Below are 20047 nucleotides of genomic sequence, written 5' to 3' on the forward strand. Positions count from 1 at the left end.
GCGTTCAGATTTCGGAGAGCAGAACCGACATGTCGGGTATGCCGTCGGTGGCTGTCGCGCCGCCTAGACAATGGACCGCCGCGCGATGCGCGACAGCGGAAATGGTCTGGACCGGCCAGCCCTCGTGCAGGCCGTAAAGGACTGCCGCGCAGAAGGCATCTCCGGCCCCGACGGGGCTGACGATCGCGGCCGGGTCGACGGCGATGGCAGGCGTGACGACCGGGACCTTGTCGGGCGAAAGCCAGATGGAGAGCTCCGGCGCATGAATGACGACGCCTTTTGCCACGCCCCCGTCGAGAAGCCGCCGACCGGCCTCTTCCACAGCTGACAGCAGCAGAGTGCCCGACTTGTCGCGAACGACCACTCCCGTTGCGCGTCCGGCTTCGGTCTCGTTGACGATCACATAATCGCAATGGGGCAGTGCAACGGCGACCTGGTCGGCAAAGGCGGGGTCCTCGCTGGAGACGAAATCGACGCAGGTCGTCAGCCCCGCCTCGCGTGCCGCCTCCAAGAGCCGGGCCGCCCCGGACGTGCCGCTTGCATCCTTCCGGTCGAGAGCCGGCAAAAGCATGAGATAGCCGAGATAGAAGATCCTGTGTCCGTTGGCTGCGAAGGCAGCAGGGTCGATGAGATCGACCGTCAGCAGGTCGTTGGAGCCACCGTGATAGAAGAAGGTGCGGCTTTGCCCCGGCACGTTCATGACATGGGTATGTGCCGTCGCCTGGCCATCAAGGATACGAAGGCCTGAGACATCGATGCCGAGGGCTGCGTGACAATGCCGGACATAGACGCCGTCCCGATCACCCCCCACGGCACCCGCCACCGAAAGCCGGCCTTTGAACCCAAGCGAGGCAAGGTCGGTCACCACATTGGCCGCACCGCCGCCGACGCCCATGTCCTGATGCAAAATATGCGCGAGGCTGCCCTGTTCCGGCCAGTAGGACAGGGTGTGGATGCGATCGACGATGAAGTTGCCGACGCAGACGATACCACCTGCCGTTCCTGCCTCCTGTCTGGTTCGAACCTCCTCCCCGGCTCTCATCAGACAGCCCCCTCGTTCCAGAGAGGTCTAAGCGGCGGCTCATCCTCCTCGATCTCGGCGAAACGCCCGATGGGTTCGAGGAAATAGTTATCGGTCCGGTCGTCGTTGACCTGGCTGACCTCGCCGACCAGCACCGGGCCCTCGCCCTTCGCGCCGTAGAAGCGGTGACAGAGACCCGTGGGAATTGTGACGCTCTGGCCTGGATGCAGGACCAGAGGCTCCCAGGTCTGGAGACGCTGCTCGATGCCGTCGACGAGGACGGAAACATCGGAGCCGTTGACCTTGCCCGCGGCGTCAGCTGCGGAAAATTCGATGACCAGATCGCCGCCTGCCCTGTTGATGATGTCCTCCTGCTTTGCCTTGTGCAGATGGGCCGGGGTCAACTGGCCTTCCTGGATAAAGAGCAGCTTTTCCGCATAGCTGCGCTCGCCCTCCACGCCGAGGATGCCGTTGCGGAGGCAAAACAGCACGAGCCCCTGTTCGGCAAAGCGACCGGAGCCAAAGTCGGTAACGTCCCAGCCGAGCTGCCGGCTGACCAGATAGCGCGAGGCCTCGGGATGGGCCGCAAACTCGGCGGCACTCCACTGCCCCCAGACCGGTAGGGACCAGCGCCAGGTCTCGAGCAGTCCGATAGCAAACCGCAGGGCTTCGTTGATCTCGGAGCGTCTCATGGTCCCGCCTCAATCGTAGTCGACAGAAACGACCCGGTTTTCCAAACCGGATTGAAGTGCCGCCGTCAGCACGGCGTGGTGGGCAGCCGCTTCCGCGGGGCTTGCACAGGGGAAGCCGTTCGCCGTGCCGCCCGCCAGTTCGTCGACAAAGGCCGCCCACATCTGCTGGATCGCATCGGCGAAACCGAATTCGAAGATCTTGCCGGTGATGGCGGGAAAGACCGAGCCATAGCCAAGGTCTTCCGTGTTCCAGGACTGGGTGCTGCCCTGGTAATCCATCCACTGCCACTGGCGCGGCTGCTTGGTCGAGAAGAAGGCGCTCTTCTTCATGCCGAGAATGCGGATGTACCAGGTGTTCGATTCCCCCGGTGCGATGCGCCAGGTCTTGAGAACCAAGGGGAAATCCTGGTCGGCGGTGCGCACGCGGCTGCTGATCGTCGCATTGTCCCAGGTCGTGCAAGGCACTCTGTTGCCCTTGCCATCCGGGCGCTCGGTGATCCGCTTGACGAGGTTCGCATGCAACGTGTCAGGCCGCCAGCCGAGCCGCAAGGGAACATGCAGCACATGCATGCCCAGATCTCCCATGCAGCCATAGGCGCCGTTGACGTGCTCCATGCGCTTCCAGTTGATCGGCTTGTCAGGGTCGATGTCGGAGGAATGCAGAAAGCCGGCTTCGACTTCGAGAATGTCGCCCATCTCACCGCTTGCCGCCATGGCAACGACCTTCTGCGCGCCGGGGAAGAAAGGCATTTCCGACGAGCAGCGGACAATCAGGTCCGGATGCTCGGCAAGAACAGCCATGATCGCCTTGTTCTGCGAAAGGTCCATACCGAAGGGCTTTTCACCCAGCAGATGTTTTCCGGCCTTGATGATGTCCGTATAGAACTCGGCGTGCAGCACATGAGGTACGGCGCAGTAGATGGCGTCGACCTCAGGATTGGCGAGAAGTTCGCGGTAGTCAGTCGTGGCCTGTCGAACCGAGGGAACGTGGGTCTGAAACCACGCCATCAGCTCCGTGTTGGTATCGCAGACGGCAACGATCTCCGGGCGCGCCTTGGCGTCGGTGAGATGCATCCAGCGGGCTGCGGTGCTGGCAAATTCTCGACCCATCAGGCCGCAGCCGATGACACCGAAACGAAAGGTCTTCATGATGCTCCTCCTCCCGTCACGCAATCTCAGGCGAGATGGCGCGACGCTTCCTCCGCCGTTGCGCCGTCATGAACGATGGCCATCAGTGCCCGCGTCATGCCGCCCGGATTGGCATGCTGGATGACATTGCGGCCGTAGACGATGCCGCGCGCGCCCTGTTCCATAAGCACGTTAGTACGCGATAGAATTTCCTCATCGGAAACCCTGCCGCCGCCACGCACGAGCACCGGCAGCCCTTGAGCGATCTCGATCACCCGATGATATTCGGTGACGTGGTCGCAGGGGTCCGCCTTGATGATATCGGCTCCGAGTTCCGCGGCCTGCCGGACCAGCGGCAGGATCTTGTCGATTGCGCCGTCAACCATATAGGCGCCCTTGGAATTGTCCTGCATGACCAGCGGCTCGACCATGAGCGGCATGCCGTAGATCTCGCATTCGCGCTTCAGGCTGTTCACGTTGCGCACGCAGGCCCGATAGACCTCGGGCTGGTTCGGCAGCATCAGCAGATTGACCACGACACAGGCGGCATCGAGCGCGATCGCCTGTTCGACCGGACGATCGATCACCTCCGAGAATAGGGCACTCGGCAGCGGGTTGCCGTAGATGTTGGCAATGTCGGTGCGCAGCACGAGGGCTGGACGAGCCTTGCCCGGAATCGACTGCAGCATGGGAGCCGTGCCAGGCGGCAACTGGATCGCATCGGGTCCTGCTGCAGCGATGACCTCGATGGCTTTCTGCATATTCTCGATACCGGCCAGGAACGTGCGTTCATTGAACATGCCATGATCGATGGCCACGTCGAAGCAGTTTCCAGACGTACCGAAGAGGCGGTTCAACCGCGCCTGTTTCATCGTTTTCTCCTCCCTATGTGGTAACGTTTCCACATAGGCTAGGCATGCGGCTCCAGTGTGTCAACGAGAAACATGGAACGGATACCAGCAGCAGGAAGCCGCCCCGGAAACTGAGGCGGCTTCAATCAGCCGGCAATGTATCTGATCGCTTGACACCGCCATCAACAGGGCCGCGTCAGCGCAGCCCCACAACGATGCTCAAGCCTTGGCGAAATCGACCCTGGTCGACCCAGCCACCCCTTGCGCATGGGGCCAGGCGGAGTGATCGAGATCGAGATCGGGAAACGCCGTCGGTTCAAAGACCGGACGCTCCACACCGGCCTTCAGCTGTGAGCGGAAATCGTCAAGAATTCGCAAGGCAACGGGGAAGAGCATCAGGATTACGCTGAGGTTGACCACCGCAAGCACGCCCATCAACGGGTCGGAGAAGAAGAAGACCGCCGTTGCACCCGGAGCCGTCGCGCCCAGGAAGACGACGATGACAATGGCAAACCTCAGCACATGCAAGGCGCCCGGCCGTGAGGTCATGACCTTCAGCGCGGTTTCCCCGAGATAGTAGTTGTAGATGATGGAACTGAAGGCAAAAAGCAGGATGGCGAAGGTCAGGAAATACTGCGACCACGTGCCGACCTGGCTGACCAGCGATTGCTGGGTGAGCACGATGCCGTCGATACCTTCCACGCCCGGCTGATAGACAGGGCTGAGCAGGATGATGAAGGCCGTGCAGGTGCAGATCACGATGGTGTCGATGAACACCGAGAAGGACTGGGTGATGCCCTGGCTGATCGGATGGCGGACATCGGCTGTCGCCGCAACGTTCGGCGTGGAACCCAGGCCTGCCTCGTTGGAGAACAGCCCGCGGCGAAGCCCCTGGGCCAGCGCAGCGCCAAAGCCGCCGCCAACCACTTCTTCCAGGCCGAACGCATTGGCGATGATCGACCAGATGACGCCCGGGAGCGCGGTGATGTTGGACAGGATGACCAGAAGTGCCAGACCGATATAGATGAAGGCCATGACAGGAATGATCACGTCCGCGACCTTCGCGATCCGGCGAATGCCGCCGTAGACGATGAGGCCCGTGATGATCGCAAGACCGATGCCGCTCCAGACGCGATCGACGCCGAGGCTGTCATAGACGGCTCCGGCAAAGGTATTGCCCTGGAAAGCGTTGAAGCCAAAAGCAAACGCCAGCATCAGGCAGACGGCATAGACCACGGCCAGCCATTTGTGCTTCGCACCAAGCCCATAGATGATGTAGCCGGCAGGCCCGCCCTGATAGGTGCCGTCGCCGTTGGACCGCTTGTAGAGCTGGGCGAGTGTTGATTCGACGAGGCTCGTTGCCATGCCGATGATTGCGATCGCCCACATCCAGAAGACGGCGCCTGGCCCACCGAGCGTGATCGCGACTGCGACGCCTGCGATGTTACCGCCACCGACGCGCCCACCAACGGACACGAGCAAGGCCTCGCGCGCGCTGATCGCATTCGGATCGCCGGTCTGGTTCTTGGAGAACAGCACGCGGAACATCCGCTTGAAGAACCTGATCTGAACGAAACCGCTCATCACCGTGATGAACACGCCGAAGACGACGAGCATGGGAATGAGCGCCCATCCCCATGTGAGATCCTCGACCAGTCCGAAAAAGCCGGTGATGATATCCATGCGTCAACTCTCCTCAAAGACCATAATAAAGATAGATAGCGTAGCAGGACGCCAAGCCCACAATAACGTTCATCGGCAAGCCGATCTTGACGAAATCGCTGAAGCGGTAGTTGCCGGCACCATAGACCAGCGTATTCGTCTGATAGCCGATCGGCGTCGCAAAACTTGCACTTGCTCCGAACATTACCGCCACCACAAGAGCTCTCGGATCGATACCCAATTGCTGACCGAGGCCGATGACGATCGGTGTCAGGATGACCGCCACCGCATTGTTGGTCACGCATTCTGTGAGCGTCGATGACAGTGTGTAGACCAAGAGCAGAAGCACCAAGGGCGAGACCGTCGACATCAAGGGCATGGCCGTGTCCACGACGAGTGCAACGGCGCCGGTTTCCTGCAATCCCTGCCCGACGATCAGCATGGCGAAGATCAGGATCAGAATGCCGCCTTCGATCGAGCCCCAGGCTTCATCGGCGTCGATGCAGCGCAAGATGAGAATGGCCGGAACCGCGATCATCGCCAGAATGCCGATGTCCATCACGTTGAACGCCGCGAGAAGGACGACGAGACCGAGGGCGAGCAAGGCCAAAGGCGCCTTGGTCGGCCTGAAGGCACGGGCGGTGGAACGGGTGACCGATATCAGCTCGTTCTGCTGCGACAGTTCGTCGAGCGCCTCCGCAGTCCCCTCGATGAGCAGCTTGTCTGCTGGCCGAAGGCGGACATTGGCGAGGTCCGGACCCGGCACATGCCGGTGTCGATGGGCACCGATGATGCGCACGCCGAAGCGGCGCCCGAGCGTCAGACTGGAAAGACGCGTGCGATAACCGTAGCGCCCGGGCGCAACGACTGCCTCGACCACGATGACGTCGCCTTTCGGGGCTGCTCCGCGTCGTTGACCGACGCGCAAGCCGTCCTTTTCATTCAGGGTCAGGAGTTCGGCCGACTTGGCAAGGATGATCAGACCATCGCCCTTTTTCAGGGTCATGGTCTCGATATCCTTGCGGATCACCTCGCCATTGGTGTGCAGCCCGACGATGCGCAGCCCAGGCTGCTTGAATTCCGCAATTTCGCCGACCGGCTTTTCGGTGAAGGGACCATCCGCAAGCACGGTGATTTCCGAAAGAAACTCGGCATCGTCCTGATCGTCCAGTTCGCCGCCTTCGTCACGGCGATCCGGCAAAAGAAACTTGCCGAGCACCAGCATGGTGAGCCCGCCCGTAACGACGGCAGCAAGACCGATCGGCGTGATTTCGAAAAGCGAGAAGGGCTCGAGGCCCTGCCCGCGCGCGACGCCATCGACGAGCAGGTTTGTCGACGTGCCGATCAAGGTCAAGGTTCCACCCAGAATGGCGGCATAGGACACAGGGATCAGAAGCCGTGTCGCAGCAATGTCGAGCGAGGCGGCAAGGCGGATCACGATCGGGATCAGGACAAGGACCACCGGCGTGTTGTTCATGAAAGCCGACGCGACAAGCGCCGTCAGCAGGAACACGGCAAGCGCCATCTGCGGTCGCTTCTTCGACCTCTCCAGAACCACGGCCGCGACCCGTTCGAGGACACCCGTGCGCACCAAAGCACCGGTCAGGACGAACATCGCGCCGATCGTCAGCGGCGCGGAATTCGAGAACACCGCCATCGCCTTGTCGGTTGGCACGAAGCCGAGCACGATGAAGAGCGCAGCACCCGCGGATGCGATCACCTCGGCGGGATATTTCTCCCAGACGAACAGCCCAAACAGCACGATCACCAGACCCAGAGCGATCTGAGCCTCGTAGCCCGAGAAGAATTGCATCATCTTTTTTCGTCAAGCCCCCGACTGATCGCGTGAAGAAACGCGCGACACGCGATCTGGCTCCACCGGCTCGCAAAAATGTCGAGGGAGCGGGAGCTCACTACACTCTGCATGCGGCGCGCGCAAACCATAGCCCGACCTCCTCTTATGCTCGCAACTGTCCGACATCGACAGAGGCGGCAATGCCGACCTCGTAAAGGACGACCGATTGTGCCGTCCTAATTATCCGATCGCGCCTGCCCGCGCCAGCATATAGGCCTCGGCAAATGCCATGTGCTCGGCCGCAATCGCGCGCGCATCCTCTGTCCGTCCATCCTTCAGCGCCGCCATGAGCCGGTACTGGTAGGAGAGCCCCTCCTCCCGCGAGCTGGGCGCAGGATCAGCATAGATCTGCCTCGCCAGTGGCAGATCGCGCAACAGATTGTGCATCAGCCCACAGAGAAACCCGAGCAGCGGGTTGGGACAGAACTGAGCCAGCTGCGAGTGAAAATCGAGTTCCGCAACGCGTTGACGATACTGTTCGTCCGGATCGACCGGCGGGTGATCATAGAGCCGGATCGTCCGCTCGAGCAAAGCCAGTTGCTGGGCCGATACCCTGCCTGAGAGCGAGGCGGCGACTTCAGGCTCCAGCGCCTTGCGGATCGCATAGATGTTGGAGAGGGTCGGCGGATTGAAGAAGAAGTGGGTGGACAACAACTCCATGGCGTGCCGAGCGGAGGGAGCGGCGACGAACGCACCGCCCCCGGGGCCGCTACGCGTGAAGATCAGGCCTTGGGTTTCCAGGGCCTTCATCGCTTCGCGCACCGTGCCCTTGGCAGCCTTGAAGCGGTCCATCAGATCGCGCTCCTGCGGCAGGCGATCGCCTGGCTGAAGCCCTTGCGAACGGATGAAATCCTTCATCAGATCGGCAATGGCATCGGGCCGGCGCTTCGGCTTCCCGGCAGGGGTGAACAACCGCTTGCCGTCTTCACTGCCTGGTTTCGCCCTCTCCTCGGTATAGGTCATCGCGCGTCATTCTCTCCTGATACGGGGCGCACTGGCCACGAGCCGCCTTGTATAAGCGTGTTCAGGATCGGCAAAAAGCCTTGCCGCGGGTGCCAGCTCGACAATCTCACCGAAATACATGACGGCCACGCGGTCACAGATTGCCTCGACAACGGCAAGGTCATGACTGATGAACAGATAGGACAAGTCGAAACGCGTTTTCAGATCGCTGAGAAGCAAGAGGACCTGCGCCTGTACGCCGACGTCGAGCGCGCTCACCGGCTCGTCGAAGACCAGGATCTCCGCTTCCGCTGCCAGAGCCCGGGCGATCGCAATCCGTTGTGCCTGGCCGCCAGAAAATTCGTGCGGATAGCGCGAGAGCGTGTTTGCCGGCATCTGGACCGCGTCCAGCAGTTCGTTCATCCGCTCGCGCCGCCTGGGCGCCTCGTATCCGCACAGCAGCTTGAGCGGGGTCTCAAGGATGCTGCTGATTGTCTTGCGCGGGTTCAACGAAGCAACCGGGTCCTGAAAGACATACTGAACCGTCTTGCCAAAGGCCCGCGGTCCCTCGCGCCGCAGCGCGTCGGCATCCTTGCCCCCGATCAGCATGCTGCCGGAGGTCGGCGTCTCGAGCCCGACCAGCATGCGGGCAAGCGTGCTCTTTCCAGATCCGCTTTCGCCGACGACGGCAAGCGTTTCGCCGCGCATCAGATCCAGCGACACCGACTTCACGGCCTTGACCTCGTGTCGCGCCTTGCCGAACAGGCTCCGCCCGCCGCCGAACGACTTGGTCAGTTCACGAACCTGGATCGCAGACTTCGTCATGACGCCTCCGTTTGCTGCTTCGGGAAGAGCCCGGCGACGCGCTTGAGGAACTGCGCCCCAGTCCCGAGCTCGGGCACGCAGGCGATCAGCCGCTTCGTGTAATCATGCTGCGGGTTGGCGAGAACCGCGCGCGTTTCTCCGGTCTCGACAATCTCGCCGTCCTTCATCACCGCGACGCGGTCACAGATCTCCGACACGACACCGAAGTCGTGGGTGATGAAGAGAAGTGCCATCCCGCGTTCGCGCTGCAGATCGCGCAAGAGCTCCAGGATACGGGCCTGCACGGTGACGTCGAGAGCGGTCGTCGGCTCATCGGCAATGATCACATCGGGATCGTTGGCAAGCGCCATGGCAATGCCGATACGCTGGCGCTGACCACCCGAAAGCTGATGCGGATAGTGTTTCGCCCTTTCCCGGGCCTCCGGTATGCCAACCTTCTCAAGCAATGCAACCGCCCTTTCACGGCGCTCATTTGCACCGAGCGACTGATGCGCGGCGATCGCTTCCTCGACTTGCCGTCCAACGGGATACATGGGGTGTAGTGTCGTCAGTGGATCCTGAAACACATAGGAGACACGGCTGCCACGCAGGGAGATCAGCCGTGTCTGCGACATCGCCAGCACGTCTTCATTGTCCACATAGATCGCACCGCTCTGGATGATGCCCGGTGGGGACGCCACCAGTCCCATCACCGACAATGCCGTAACGCTCTTCCCCGACCCGCTTTCGCCGATCAGCCCGAGGCATTCGCCGCGCTTCACATGCAATGAAATTCCACGCACGGCCGGAATGATGTCGTCTCCGCTACGGAAACCGGTCTCCAGACCTTCGATGGAAAGAGCAGCATCCGGGGCAGAGTTCTCCGGAACGTTTCGATCCGTCGCAATTTCCGTGACAGGCCCCGGACGCGCAAGCGCCCCGGAGCGCAGGCGCGGATCGAGAACGTCGCGAATGCCGTCACCCAGCACATTTAGGCTGATGACCATGAGAAAGATCATGACGCCCGGCACGATCGACACATGCGGAGCGGTGAAGAGCTGCGCCCGTCCCTCGCCCAGCATCGACCCGAGATCGGCCTGCGGCGGCTGTGCGCCGAGACCGAGGAAGCTGAGGCCCGCCGTCTCCAGGATCATCCAGCCGGCTGTCGTCGACATGGTGATGACGATGACCGGCGCCACGTTTGGCAAAACCTCGGTAAACATGACGGACAGGTGCCCCTTGCCGGAAAGGCGCGCAGCATCGACGAATTCGCGATGGGCGTATCCGAGCGTCACGCCGCGCACATTACGCGCGAAGAAGGGGATGTTGACGATGGCAATGGCATAGAGCGCGTTCATCAGGCCCGGCCCCAAGGCAGCAACGATCGCCAGCGCCAAAAGGATGTAGGGAAAGGCCATCAGCATGTCGATGCCACGCATGATGGCATTATCCGTGCGCCCACCGACATAGCCAGCGACAATGCCGATCACCGACCCGATCAGCGCGGCGATCAGCGTGGCCGTGAAGCCGACCGTGACGGACAAACGGGCGCCCCACAAGAGTCGGCTGAGGATATCGCGGCCGAGTTGATCCGTGCCGAGAATATGCCCGGCCGTCAGCACGGGCTTTAGCCGCTCTGCCGGCGCGGTGGCATCGGGATCGGGCAGAGGGAGGATCGGCACGAGCAGGATCAGGAGAGCGATCAGCCCGATGAGCACGAGCCCCGCTGCCGCGAGACGATTGTTGAGTAGAAGCCGCCAGGACGTGATCCGTCCCGAAGCGACCTTGGGCGGGGTAACAGCAGAAACGGTACTCACGTGCGGATCCTCGGATCGAGCATGGATTGGAGAACATCAGCGACGAGGTTGAAGAGCACGTAGCTCGCGGCAACCACGAGCACTCCACCTTGGACCAGCAGGATGTCGCGGCTGGAGATGGCCTTGACCAGCATGGCCCCGACGCCCGGCCACTGGAACACAGTCTCGATATAGACGGCGCCGCCGAGCACAAAGCCGGACTGGATGCCGATCACCGGAATGATGCTGACCAGTGCCGACCGAAACGCGTGACCATAGATGACCCGCCGTTCCGAAAGTCCCTTGGCACGGGCCGTGCGGACAAAGTCCTGCCGCAGCACTTCGAGCATGGCGCCCCGCGTAAGGCGTGCGATCACGCCTGCCGCGACGACCGACAGCGTGACGGCGGGCAGCACCAGATGGAGCAGAAGGTCCTTGAGGTCCCCTCCCCCATAAACGGCATACATGCCCGAGGCCGGAAGCATGCGCCACTTGACGGCGAAGAGGTAGATGAGCAGCAGACCCAGCCAGAAGGACGGCATGGAGATCCCGGCCAGCACGAAGAAAGTGATCGCACGGTCCGCCCATCCGAACTGCCGGACAGCCGAAACGACGCCGGCAAGGAGGCCGATGACCGTGCACAGAAGGAGAGAGACGCCGGCAAGGATGAGGGTGGCGCCGAAACGCTCGAGGACCTCGTCCAGCACGGGCCGGTTCAGCGCATAGGAGCGGCCGAAATCGCCCTGCAGCACATTGCCGATCCAGACCAGGTATTGCTGAACCAGAAGCTTGTCGAGCCCGAGGTCGCGATTGATGCGCTCGACGTTTTCGGGCGTCGCATAGGCGCCGAGAATGGCTGTCGCCGTATCCCCGGGAATGAGAGCCATCACCAGGAAGACGATGATCGACAGGCCGAAAAGGACGGGCACGACTGCGATCAGACGTTTGAGAATATAGGCCGGCATGGCAACCTCCGGGAGTGTCCCAGGCTGATGCCGGCGAGCAGTATGCCCGCCGGCATCAGCCACAGGAGGATTACTGCTTCGTCACACCGTGTAGGTTGAGAAGGAACGAGGGCTGCAGCTTGAAGCCCTGGACATTAGCGGTCGTGACCGCGTTCTGCTTCCAGTTGGCGACGAACAACCAGGGGGCATCGTCATGCACGATCTCCTGGACCTGGGCGTAAAGCCTGCCGCGTTCGGCCTGATCTGTCGATGTGCGCGCCTTCTCCAGCAAGTCGTCGACCTCAGGGTTCGAATAATAGCCCGAGTTGAAGCCACCCTTGTCCGGCATCGCATCGCTGCGCAGCGTGAGATAGGGAACGGTGTCGGGATCATTCGTCATCCAGGCCATTTCGGCCATGTCAGCCTGACCGTCGAGACCCTGATTGACGCGGCCGAGGAAGGTATTCCACTCATAGGTCTCGATCTTCACATTAAAGCCGACGGCCTGCAGATCGGCCTGGATGGCCGCGCCCATCGTCACTGGATCGAGCATGCCAGAGCCGCCTTCAGTGACATAGAACGTCAGTTCCGGCGTCTCGACACCCGCCTCGGCCAGCAAGGCCTTGGCCTTCTCTGGATCGTAGGCATAGGGCTCGACCGAGCTTTCCACCCAGTTGAAGGCAGGCGGAATGGGACCAGCGGCCACGGTTGCCGTGCCCTGGAGCACATCGTTGACCAGCGTCTCCTTGTTGACGGCGTAGTTGGCGGCCTGACGAACGCGCTTATCGGCGAAGGGACCGCTCTTCGTGTTCAGGATGCCGAACCAGACATGCGGCCCCGCCTGCTCAGCGACGGAGAACGCGGCATCCTGCTGGAAGGTGGTGAGGTTGTCCGGCGGCACCTCGACCATCACGTCGATGCCTCCGGAAAGCATTTCGGCAACACGCGTGTTTGCATCCGTCACGGGCCGAAAGACGACGGCTTCGAGGGCCGCAGCCTCGCCCCAGTAGTCCGGATTGCGCTCGACGACGACACGCTGGTTCGACAGCCATTCGGCAAACTTGAAAGGTCCGGTACCCGAGGGGTTCCGGCCATAATCGGCGCCATGCTGCTCCACGGCAGCCGGAGAAACGATCAGCCCTGTGGGATAAGCGAGATTGGACAGGAAGGGTGCAAAGGCTTCACTCAGCTTGAATTCGACCGTCTGGCCGTCGATCACGTTGACGGACTCGACGGAGGCAAAGTTGAACGACAGGGGAAATGGACCGGTGTTGTAGAAGGGATGGTCCTCTTTCAGCATCCGGTCGAAGTTGAACTTGACGGCCTCGGCGGTGAAGTCGGAACCGTCGTGAAACTTCACGCCCTGACGCAGCTTGAACGTATAGGTCTTGCCGTCCTCCGAGATATCCCAGCTCTCGGCAAGTGCCGGCTCGATCTCCAGCGTCCCGTCCTTGAAGCGCACCAGGCCCTCATAGACATTCACCAGAATGCGGAAATCATTGGTGGCAGTGACCGTGTGCGGATCGAGAGATTTCGGCTCGGCAATCTGCCCGACGACGAGGACATCGGGCGGGGTCTGCGCGCTCGCCGGCTGGGCGGAAATCATGGCGGCACTCAAGGCGGCAGCGGCAAATGCGCTCCGGAACAGCCTCTTCATGGGGAAATCCTTTCGATTTGGCATCCTGTATGCGCGCTATTAATTCACATAGATAATCCAATTGCAATAATTTATCATGATAGATATCAACCGCAGGGTTCTCGCAAGCATACCGATGCAGCGACCACCATCACGCGTCGGATTTCGTCAGTGAATGGAAATTTCGGCCTAAGCCCTTATGCGGTCGGCCGCGGCTGCACGAGGATCGCGCGGAAATCGTTGACGTTGGTCAGGGTGGGGCCGGTGACAACCTGCGCGTCCAACGCTGCGAAGAACGAATGGGCGTCATTTCGTTGCAGAGCGACCTCTGGGTCGCAATGCAGTTCGGCAGCCTTCTTCAGAAGTTCGGGACCGATGACGGCGCCGGCGACTTCGGCGGCACCATCGACGCCATCCGTGTCGCAAGCGAGCGCATGGATACCTGCAGCGCCATCCAGAGCCAGTGCAAGCGCCAGACAGAACTCCGCATTGGGTCCGCCAATGCCATCGCCGCCTCGGGTAACCGTCAACTCGCCGCCGGAGAGGAGAAGGATCGGCGGATCCCCGGCACGCAGGGAGTGCTGCAAGGTTAGAGCCTCTTTCGCCTGGACCTCGGCCACCAGCCTCGCCTCCCCTTCCAGGGCATCGCCGAGAATGCGAACATCGCAACCCGCCTCTCGGGCGAGTTCCGCAGCCGCCTCCAGCGATTGCCGGGGGGCGGCGTAGATGACGTTCTGCACGCGGGCAAGGCGCGGATCGTCGGGCCTGACGACCCCGGAGCCGCGCGCCAATGCCTCGCGAACCCCGCCTGGAAGCGCGACCTTCCATTGATCGACGACCGCAAGAGCGTCATCCGGGCGCGATGGATCGCCAACGGTCGGACCGGAGCCGATGAAGGCCGGATCGTCTCCCGGCACATCCGAGATCATCAAGGCAAGCAGGTTCGCCGGCCAGGCTGCGGCGGCCAATTGTCCGCCCTTCACCCGGCTCAGATGCTTGCGGACCGTATTCATCCGGTCGATCGGCGCCCCTGACGTGAGCAGCGCCTGGTTGACCGCCTGCTTTTCGGCAAGCGAAACGCCCGGCACCGGCTGAACCAGCAGCGCCGACGCACCGCCCGAGATCAGCGCCAGCACGAAATCGCCTTCGCCGGCACTTTCAACCAGAGCCAGCAGACGCGCCGTCGCATCGAGGCCCGCCTCGTCTGGAACCGGATGGGCCGCCTCGACGATCTCGATGCCGCGACCCGGCCGGCCATATCCATAGCGCGTGATGACGAGACCTTCGCAAGGACCCCAGACCGCCTCGACCGCTTCCGCCATCCGCGCGCTCGCCTTGCCCGCGCCGACGACGATCACCCGCCCCTTCGGCTTTTCAGGCAGAAAATCCTTGAGCGACCGCATGGGATCCGCCACCTCGACGGCACGGTCGAACAGCTGCCGCAGGAAGACTTCCGGTCGTTCGATCATGCACCCGGCCCTCTCGAAGCCTTTCCCGACATAGCGATTCCGCCACGTCGACATCGCCTCTTGCCGGCGTCCCGCTAGGCACGCCGGTTCTGAGGCTGCGATGCTACCGCCAAACTCCGTCTGGTCGCAACGCTCTGTCTGTCACAGATCACGCCCCAGGACGGAGAAGGTCTTAGCTGATCAGAACTCCCCTCTACCGGATTCTTCGAGAGGCAGGACCACCATCTGCGATCCGACCGGAACACGGGAGTGGAGATCGATGATGTCCTGATTAAGCAGGCGAATACATCCAGACGACACGGATTGACCGATCGACCATGCCTCGTTGGTCCCATGGATCCGGTAAAGCGTGTCCCGTCCGTTCTGGTAGAGATAGAGAGCGCGCGCACCGAGCGGATTGTCGATACCACCCGGCAGACCCTGGGCGAGCGGGCCGTAGCGATCCGGCTCGCGAGCAATCATGTTCTGCGTCGGCACCCAACCCGGCCAGCGGGCCTTGCGCTTGATATCGCCTACGCCCTGGAATTCGAGACCGGCCTTGGCGACACCGATGCCGTAGCGCATCGCCTTGTCGCCCTCCATAACGAGATAGAGGAAGCGAGCATGCGGATCGACCACGATCGTACCGGGCAGATAGGATGTGCGATAATTGACGACCTGACGAACATTGCGGGGATCCATCTTCGACACATCGACCGCGGGAATGATCTGTCCACCGTCCTGCAATTCGGCATACATAGCCTGCAGTGCGGGGTCGACCGGCGGCGCAGCCGGCTGTCGCTGCACACCTGTCGTTTGCGAGCAGGCGGTCAGCAACAGTGCAAGGCCCGCTGCCGCGCATAGGCTTTTCAGGATCCGGACTGCCGGCATCACGTCAAGAAAACTCATCTACTTATCGGTCCTTGTCTGCGGGGCGATCTGGCGATGGCGATATGAAACGCTTCGCGCGAAATCCCACCGCACTGGGTTTTGGCTGCGCGCCCCTTTCAGAGCCGCATTTCCGGCAAGCCTTAAGCTTGCCGGACGAGGCCATAAAACGACATTTTCTCACGGAGGCGTGATGACAGTGTTTGCCGCTGGGAAAATGGAGACCGAGGAGGCGACAATCGGAAGTGATGGACGCAACGTCATCGTGCAGCGACGCCATTCACCAAGCCTTGCGACCTGGTGAATGGCGCCTCATTAGGCACGCTCGAAAATACATGGCCGGCATCGATGCCCCACGCGTCCCTTGATAGTCCAAGATCAGAAATCGGCGGGCAAATGTCCGATCAACTTGTCCAGCGTGACCGGATAGTCGCGAACCCGGGCACCCGTAGCGTTGTAGATGGCGTTCGCAATCGCCGCCGATACGCCGCACAAGCCCAGTTCGCCGACACCCTTAGCCTTCATCGGCGAGGACATTGGATCGGTTTCGTCGAGGAAGATCACCTCTTGGCTCGGAATGTCCGCATGCACGGGCACTTCATATCCGGCGAGATCGTGATTGACGAAAAAGCCCTTCTTCGTATCGACGAAAAGCTCCTCGGAAAGAGCGGCGCCAATGCCCATGGTCATCGCACCAATGACCTGGCTCCGCGCCGTGATCGGGTTGAGAATGCGGCCGGCGGCGCAAACGGCCAACATGCGCCGAATGCGGCATTCCCCGGTGACGACATCGACCCCAACCTCGACGAAATGCGCGCCGAAGGTCGATTGCTGATGGGTCTTGGAGAGGTCACCCCATTCAATCGTATCCTCGCCGACGAGACCATCCGGACCGGCAGCGTCCGAGAGCGGGATCGCATGATTGCCCGAGCGAACCTGCCCACCCTCGAATCGAACGTCCTGAGCATTGAGACCGAGTTTCTGGATAACGGCCTCGCGCAGCTCGACGCAGGCGGCATAGACGCCGGCCGTCGAACAATTGGCACCGAACTGACCGCCGGAGCCGGCGGATACCGGAAAACTGGAATCGCCGAGCCGGACGTCGACGTCCTCCACCGTCACCCCCATCATTTCGGCAGCGGTCTGCGCGATGATGGTGTAGCTGCCTGTGCCGATGTCGGTCATGTCGGTCTCGACGGTAATCCGGCCATCGCTTTCGAGCCGAACCCGGGCACCGGAATCAACCAGCAGATTGTCGCGATAGGCTGCGGCAACCCCGGTTCCGACAAGCCAGTTACCGTCACGTCGGGCTCCCGGCTGGCCACGATCGCTCCATCCGAAGCGTTCCGCACCGAGGCGCAAACAGCCGATCAGATCGCGTTTCGAGAAGGGACGATCCGGGTTTTCCGGATCGACCTGTGTGTCGTTGATGACCCTGAAGTCGATAGGATCGATGCCGAGCTTTTCGGCCATCTCGTCCATGGCAATTTCGAGCGCCATCAGACCCGGCGCTTCGCCCGGCGCGCGCATCGCATTGCCCTCGGGCAGGTCGAGCGAGGCCAGACGCATGGCGGTCATGCGGTTTTCGCCCGCATAAAGAAGTCGCGTCTGGTTGACCGCCGTTTCGAGACTTCCCTCCGGCAGGTTGCCGGACCAGCTCTGATGCGCGATCGCCTCGATCTTGCCGTCGGTGTCGGCACCGATCCGGATGCGCTGGATCGTCGCCGGTCGGTGGGTGGTGTTGTTCATGATCAACGGCCTCGGCAGGGAAACCTTGACCGCGCACCGGGCAGCCTTGGCACCCAGCGCGGCAAGCACCGCATCCGCCCTGAGAAACAGCTTGCCGCCGAAGCCACCGCCGATGAAGGGCGACATCAGCCGGATCTTGTCCTTGTCCATGCCAAGGAAGGTCGCAAGATCCGTCCGCCACCAGTCGATCATCTGGCTCGAGGTCCAGATCTTCAGTTCGTCGCCGTCCCAGACCGCCATCGAGGCATGCGGCTCCATCGCCGCATGCGACTGGTCTGGCGTGCTGTAGTCGGCATCGAGCGTCACAGACGCCCGAGCATAGGCGTCATCGAAGTCGCCGAAGGCAGTGTCCGACTTCTCATCTTCCGAAGGCTTTTCTGCCGTTTTGATGGCCTCGGCCAGATCGAAAGACCCTTCCTCGCGCTCGTACGACACATCGATCAGCGAAGCCGCCGCCCGCGCCTGTTCGAATGTCTCGGCAACGACAAGCGCGATTGCCTGATGATAATGCTGCACGACATCTCCGCCGAAGAGCGTCGCCGTATTGTGGTCACCCTTCTCGTGCTCCCCGACATCAAGTGTGGTGACCACCGCAAGAACGCCGGGTGCCTGCCGGGCGCTCTCGCTGTCGATGGAGAGGATACGCCCCTTGGCAATGCCGGCCGCCACCGGATAGCCATAGGCGACGTCAAAGCCGAGATCCCAATGCTCATAGGCATAGTTGGCGCGACCCGTCGTCTTGAGCTCGCCGTCGATCCGTCGGGTGGGTCGGCCGACCACCGTCAGATTGTCGATGGGGTTGGTCGTTTCTGGCCTGTCGAACTTCATGAGCTTTTATCCTTGGCTTGCGCAATGACAGCGCTCAGCAAGCGCTCCACCAGAGCGAGCTTGAAACGGTTCTGATCAGTCGGTCGGGCGTCAGCGAGCAAGACTGCCGCCGTTGCTCGAGCACCGTTCGGCAGTTCTGCCTCCGCATCTTCGATCCGCCACGGTTTGTGCGCGACGCCCCCCACAGCGATCCGGCCCGTACCATCGGGCTGGACCACGGCAGCGACAGACACGAGCGCGAAGGCATAGGATGCGCGGTCGCGGACCTTGCGGTAGATCTGGGTGCCGCCAATCGGTGGCGGCAGACAGACTGCCGTGATGATCTCGCCCTGCTTCAGGACCGTTTCGACATGCGGCGTGTCTCCCGGCAGACGGTGGAAATCGGTCAGCGGAATGGCCCGGCGGCTGCCATCGGCCTTCACAGTCTCGACGACCGCATCAAGCGCGCGCATCGCAACCGCCATGTCGCTGGGATGGGTCGCGATGCAGGCGTCGCTCACCCCGAGGACCGCATGCTGCCGACTGAAACCGCCAATGGCGGAACATCCGCTGCCCGGCTGCCGCTTGTTGCAGGGTTGATTGGTGTCGTAGAAGTAGGGACAGCGGGTCCGCTGCAGCAGGTTTCCGCCGGTCGTGGCGCGATTGCGCAATTGTCCGGACGCTCCGGAAAGCAGCGCTCGTGCCAGCAGCGGATAGTCTCGACGGACAATCTCATGGGCGGCCAGATCGGTATTGCGCACCATGGCGCCGATCCGCAGACCTCCTTCGGCCGTCGGTTCGATCTCGTTAAACTCAAGCCCGTTGACATCGATCAGATGCGTCGGCGTCTCGATTTCGAGCTTCATCAGATCCAGAAGATTGGTGCCGCCGGCGATGAACTTGGCGTCAGGATTGGAGGCGGCAATCTGCGCTGCCGCTTCGGCCGAGGCCGCGCGTTCGTAAGTGAAAGCTTTCATGAGCGTGTTTCCGCGACCTCGGTAATGGCATCGACGATGTTGGAATAGGCACCGCAGCGACAGATGTTTCCACTCATCCGCTCGCGGATCTCCTCGGCGGTCGGTCGTGCCTTGTTCATCAGGTCATCGGTAACGTGGCTGGGGATGTCGGCCGCGATCTCTTCGAGCATCGCGACGGAGGAACAGATCTGGCCGGGCGTGCAGTAACCACACTGGAAACCGTCATGCTTCACGAAAGCGGCCTGCATCGGGTGCAGATCGCCGGGTGCGCCCAGCCCCTCGATCGTGGTGACTTCAGCACCCTCGTTCATGACGGCGAGTGTCAGGCATGAATTGACCCGACGTCCGTCAACGATGACGGTGCAGGCGCCGCACTGGCCATGGTCGCAGCCCTTCTTCGTTCCCGTGAGCTTCAGGTGTTCCCGCAATGCATCGAGCAGCGTTGTCCGGTTGTCGACGTGGATCTCGCGCGATGTCCGGTTCACAGTCAGGCGAACCTTGCTACTCTCATTCATCAACTCACCTCGTTGTCGAGCCCTGCCGCAGGGACCGGTTTGGGCCATCCGACCCGCTGATTCTATGCCGCGCACTGGAAAACAAAGGAGGCCGACCTTCCGCCACCATAGGGCCGAACCCGACCAGCTTTTGCCTGGCCCAAGTCTGCAAAAGCCGCCCAGCCCTACTTTGTTCCAGTGGCAGCGATCGGGCAAACAACTCCGGGCTCATGGAACAGAGTCTGAAACCTGTCTCGGAACAGGCGCGCACCCAGCGCCTGGGTGCACCTCGCTCGAGCCTCCTCAACACCGCTCGTCGGAACGACAAGCGCGCGACAAGTGCCACGCTGGAA

The 20047-nt window shown here is 61.9% G+C and carries 16 protein-coding genes; all 16 read right to left on the reverse strand.

Annotated features, from left to right (window positions below; translation table 11 throughout):
- Nucleotides 1–4: 4 nt before the first annotated feature.
- Nucleotides 5–1042 carry a carbohydrate kinase family protein gene (locus QWE_RS21255; RefSeq protein ID WP_006728241.1) on the reverse strand — a complete coding sequence of 346 codons (1038 nt, stop codon included), beginning with the start codon at nucleotides 1040–1042 and terminating at the stop codon, nucleotides 5–7.
- Complete coding sequence (locus QWE_RS21260) at nucleotides 1042–1713, reverse strand: D-lyxose/D-mannose family sugar isomerase (protein WP_006728242.1); 672 nt, start codon at nucleotides 1711–1713, stop codon at nucleotides 1042–1044. Before QWE_RS21260 ends, QWE_RS21255 begins: the two co-directional genes overlap by 1 nt.
- A 9-nt stretch (nucleotides 1714–1722) precedes the next feature.
- Entirely contained in the window at nucleotides 1723–2865 is a 1143-nt protein-coding gene (locus tag QWE_RS21265) for a Gfo/Idh/MocA family protein (RefSeq protein ID WP_040300846.1), read from the reverse strand.
- Between the two features lie 23 nt (nucleotides 2866–2888).
- The gene (locus QWE_RS21270) at nucleotides 2889–3713 is read right to left on the reverse strand and encodes a class I fructose-bisphosphate aldolase (protein ID WP_006728244.1); all 825 of its coding nucleotides are present in this window, start codon (nucleotides 3711–3713) and stop codon (nucleotides 2889–2891) included.
- Nucleotides 3714–3911: 198 nt separating this feature from the next.
- A complete protein-coding gene (locus QWE_RS21275) occupies nucleotides 3912–5375 on the reverse strand; it encodes an alanine/glycine:cation symporter family protein (RefSeq protein WP_006728245.1) in 1464 nt (487 codons plus the stop codon).
- A gap of 13 nt (nucleotides 5376–5388) precedes the next feature.
- Nucleotides 5389–7170 (reverse strand): SLC13 family permease, encoded by a 1782-nt coding sequence (locus tag QWE_RS21280; RefSeq protein WP_006728246.1) that lies wholly within the window; start codon nucleotides 7168–7170, stop codon nucleotides 5389–5391.
- A gap of 219 nt (nucleotides 7171–7389) precedes the next feature.
- Nucleotides 7390–8172 carry a FadR/GntR family transcriptional regulator gene (locus QWE_RS21285; protein WP_006728247.1) on the reverse strand — a complete coding sequence of 261 codons (783 nt, stop codon included), beginning with the start codon at nucleotides 8170–8172 and terminating at the stop codon, nucleotides 7390–7392.
- Between the two features lie 6 nt (nucleotides 8173–8178).
- A complete protein-coding gene (locus QWE_RS21290) occupies nucleotides 8179–8976 on the reverse strand; it encodes an ATP-binding cassette domain-containing protein (RefSeq protein ID WP_006728248.1) in 798 nt (265 codons plus the stop codon).
- A complete protein-coding gene (locus QWE_RS21295; RefSeq protein WP_006728249.1) occupies nucleotides 8973–10772 on the reverse strand; it encodes a dipeptide/oligopeptide/nickel ABC transporter permease/ATP-binding protein in 1800 nt (599 codons plus the stop codon). Before QWE_RS21295 ends, QWE_RS21290 begins: the two co-directional genes overlap by 4 nt.
- Nucleotides 10769–11716, reverse strand: a complete 948-nt coding sequence (locus QWE_RS21300) for an ABC transporter permease (protein WP_006728250.1) — start codon at nucleotides 11714–11716, stop codon at nucleotides 10769–10771. Before QWE_RS21300 ends, QWE_RS21295 begins: the two co-directional genes overlap by 4 nt.
- Before the next feature lie 70 nt (nucleotides 11717–11786).
- Nucleotides 11787–13352: an ABC transporter substrate-binding protein gene (locus QWE_RS21305; RefSeq protein WP_006728251.1), complete on the reverse strand. Its 1566-nt coding sequence runs from the start codon at nucleotides 13350–13352 to the stop codon at nucleotides 11787–11789.
- 176 nt (nucleotides 13353–13528) lie between these two features.
- Nucleotides 13529–14800: a glycerate kinase type-2 family protein gene (locus QWE_RS21310; protein ID WP_040300833.1), complete on the reverse strand. Its 1272-nt coding sequence runs from the start codon at nucleotides 14798–14800 to the stop codon at nucleotides 13529–13531.
- A 180-nt stretch (nucleotides 14801–14980) separates the two neighbouring features.
- Entirely contained in the window at nucleotides 14981–15688 is a 708-nt protein-coding gene (locus QWE_RS21315) for a L,D-transpeptidase (RefSeq protein ID WP_006728253.1), read from the reverse strand.
- 357 nt (nucleotides 15689–16045) lie between these two features.
- A complete protein-coding gene (paoC, locus tag QWE_RS21320) occupies nucleotides 16046–18244 on the reverse strand; it encodes an aldehyde oxidoreductase molybdenum-binding subunit PaoC (RefSeq protein ID WP_006728254.1) in 2199 nt (732 codons plus the stop codon).
- Nucleotides 18241–19200, reverse strand: coding sequence for an FAD binding domain-containing protein (locus QWE_RS21325; protein ID WP_006728255.1), 960 nt, complete (start codon nucleotides 19198–19200; stop codon nucleotides 18241–18243). The genes paoC and QWE_RS21325 overlap by 4 nt, the downstream gene beginning before the upstream one ends.
- Nucleotides 19197–19763, reverse strand: a complete 567-nt coding sequence (gene paoA, locus QWE_RS21330) for an aldehyde dehydrogenase iron-sulfur subunit PaoA (protein ID WP_083872977.1) — start codon at nucleotides 19761–19763, stop codon at nucleotides 19197–19199. The genes QWE_RS21325 and paoA overlap by 4 nt, the downstream gene beginning before the upstream one ends.
- Nucleotides 19764–20047 lie beyond the last annotated feature (284 nt).

The organism is Agrobacterium albertimagni AOL15 (assembly GCF_000300855.1).
Classification (GTDB): Bacteria; Pseudomonadota; Alphaproteobacteria; order Rhizobiales; family Rhizobiaceae; genus Allorhizobium; species Allorhizobium albertimagni.

Coding starts and splice junctions, on each gene's coding strand:
- QWE_RS21255 (WP_006728241.1), bottom strand. CDS start 1,042: ATGAGAGCCGGGGAGGAGGTTCGAACCAGACAGGAGGCAGGAACGGCA.
- QWE_RS21260 (WP_006728242.1), bottom strand. CDS start 1,713: ATGAGACGCTCCGAGATCAACGAAGCCCTGCGGTTTGCTATCGGACTG.
- QWE_RS21270 (WP_006728244.1), bottom strand. CDS start 3,713: ATGAAACAGGCGCGGTTGAACCGCCTCTTCGGTACGTCTGGAAACTGC.
- QWE_RS21275 (WP_006728245.1), bottom strand. CDS start 5,375: ATGGATATCATCACCGGCTTTTTCGGACTGGTCGAGGATCTCACATGG.
- QWE_RS21280 (WP_006728246.1), bottom strand. CDS start 7,170: ATGATGCAATTCTTCTCGGGCTACGAGGCTCAGATCGCTCTGGGTCTG.
- QWE_RS21285 (WP_006728247.1), bottom strand. CDS start 8,172: ATGACCTATACCGAGGAGAGGGCGAAACCAGGCAGTGAAGACGGCAAG.
- QWE_RS21290 (WP_006728248.1), bottom strand. CDS start 8,976: ATGACGAAGTCTGCGATCCAGGTTCGTGAACTGACCAAGTCGTTCGGC.
- QWE_RS21300 (WP_006728250.1), bottom strand. CDS start 11,716: ATGCCGGCCTATATTCTCAAACGTCTGATCGCAGTCGTGCCCGTCCTT.
- QWE_RS21305 (WP_006728251.1), bottom strand. CDS start 13,352: ATGAAGAGGCTGTTCCGGAGCGCATTTGCCGCTGCCGCCTTGAGTGCC.
- QWE_RS21310 (WP_040300833.1), bottom strand. CDS start 14,800: ATGATCGAACGACCGGAAGTCTTCCTGCGGCAGCTGTTCGACCGTGCC.
- QWE_RS21315 (WP_006728253.1), bottom strand. CDS start 15,688: ATGAGTTTTCTTGACGTGATGCCGGCAGTCCGGATCCTGAAAAGCCTA.
- paoC (WP_006728254.1), bottom strand. CDS start 18,244: ATGAAGTTCGACAGGCCAGAAACGACCAACCCCATCGACAATCTGACG.
- QWE_RS21325 (WP_006728255.1), bottom strand. CDS start 19,200: ATGAAAGCTTTCACTTACGAACGCGCGGCCTCGGCCGAAGCGGCAGCG.
- paoA (WP_083872977.1), bottom strand. CDS start 19,763: ATGGCCCAAACCGGTCCCTGCGGCAGGGCTCGACAACGAGGTGAGTTG.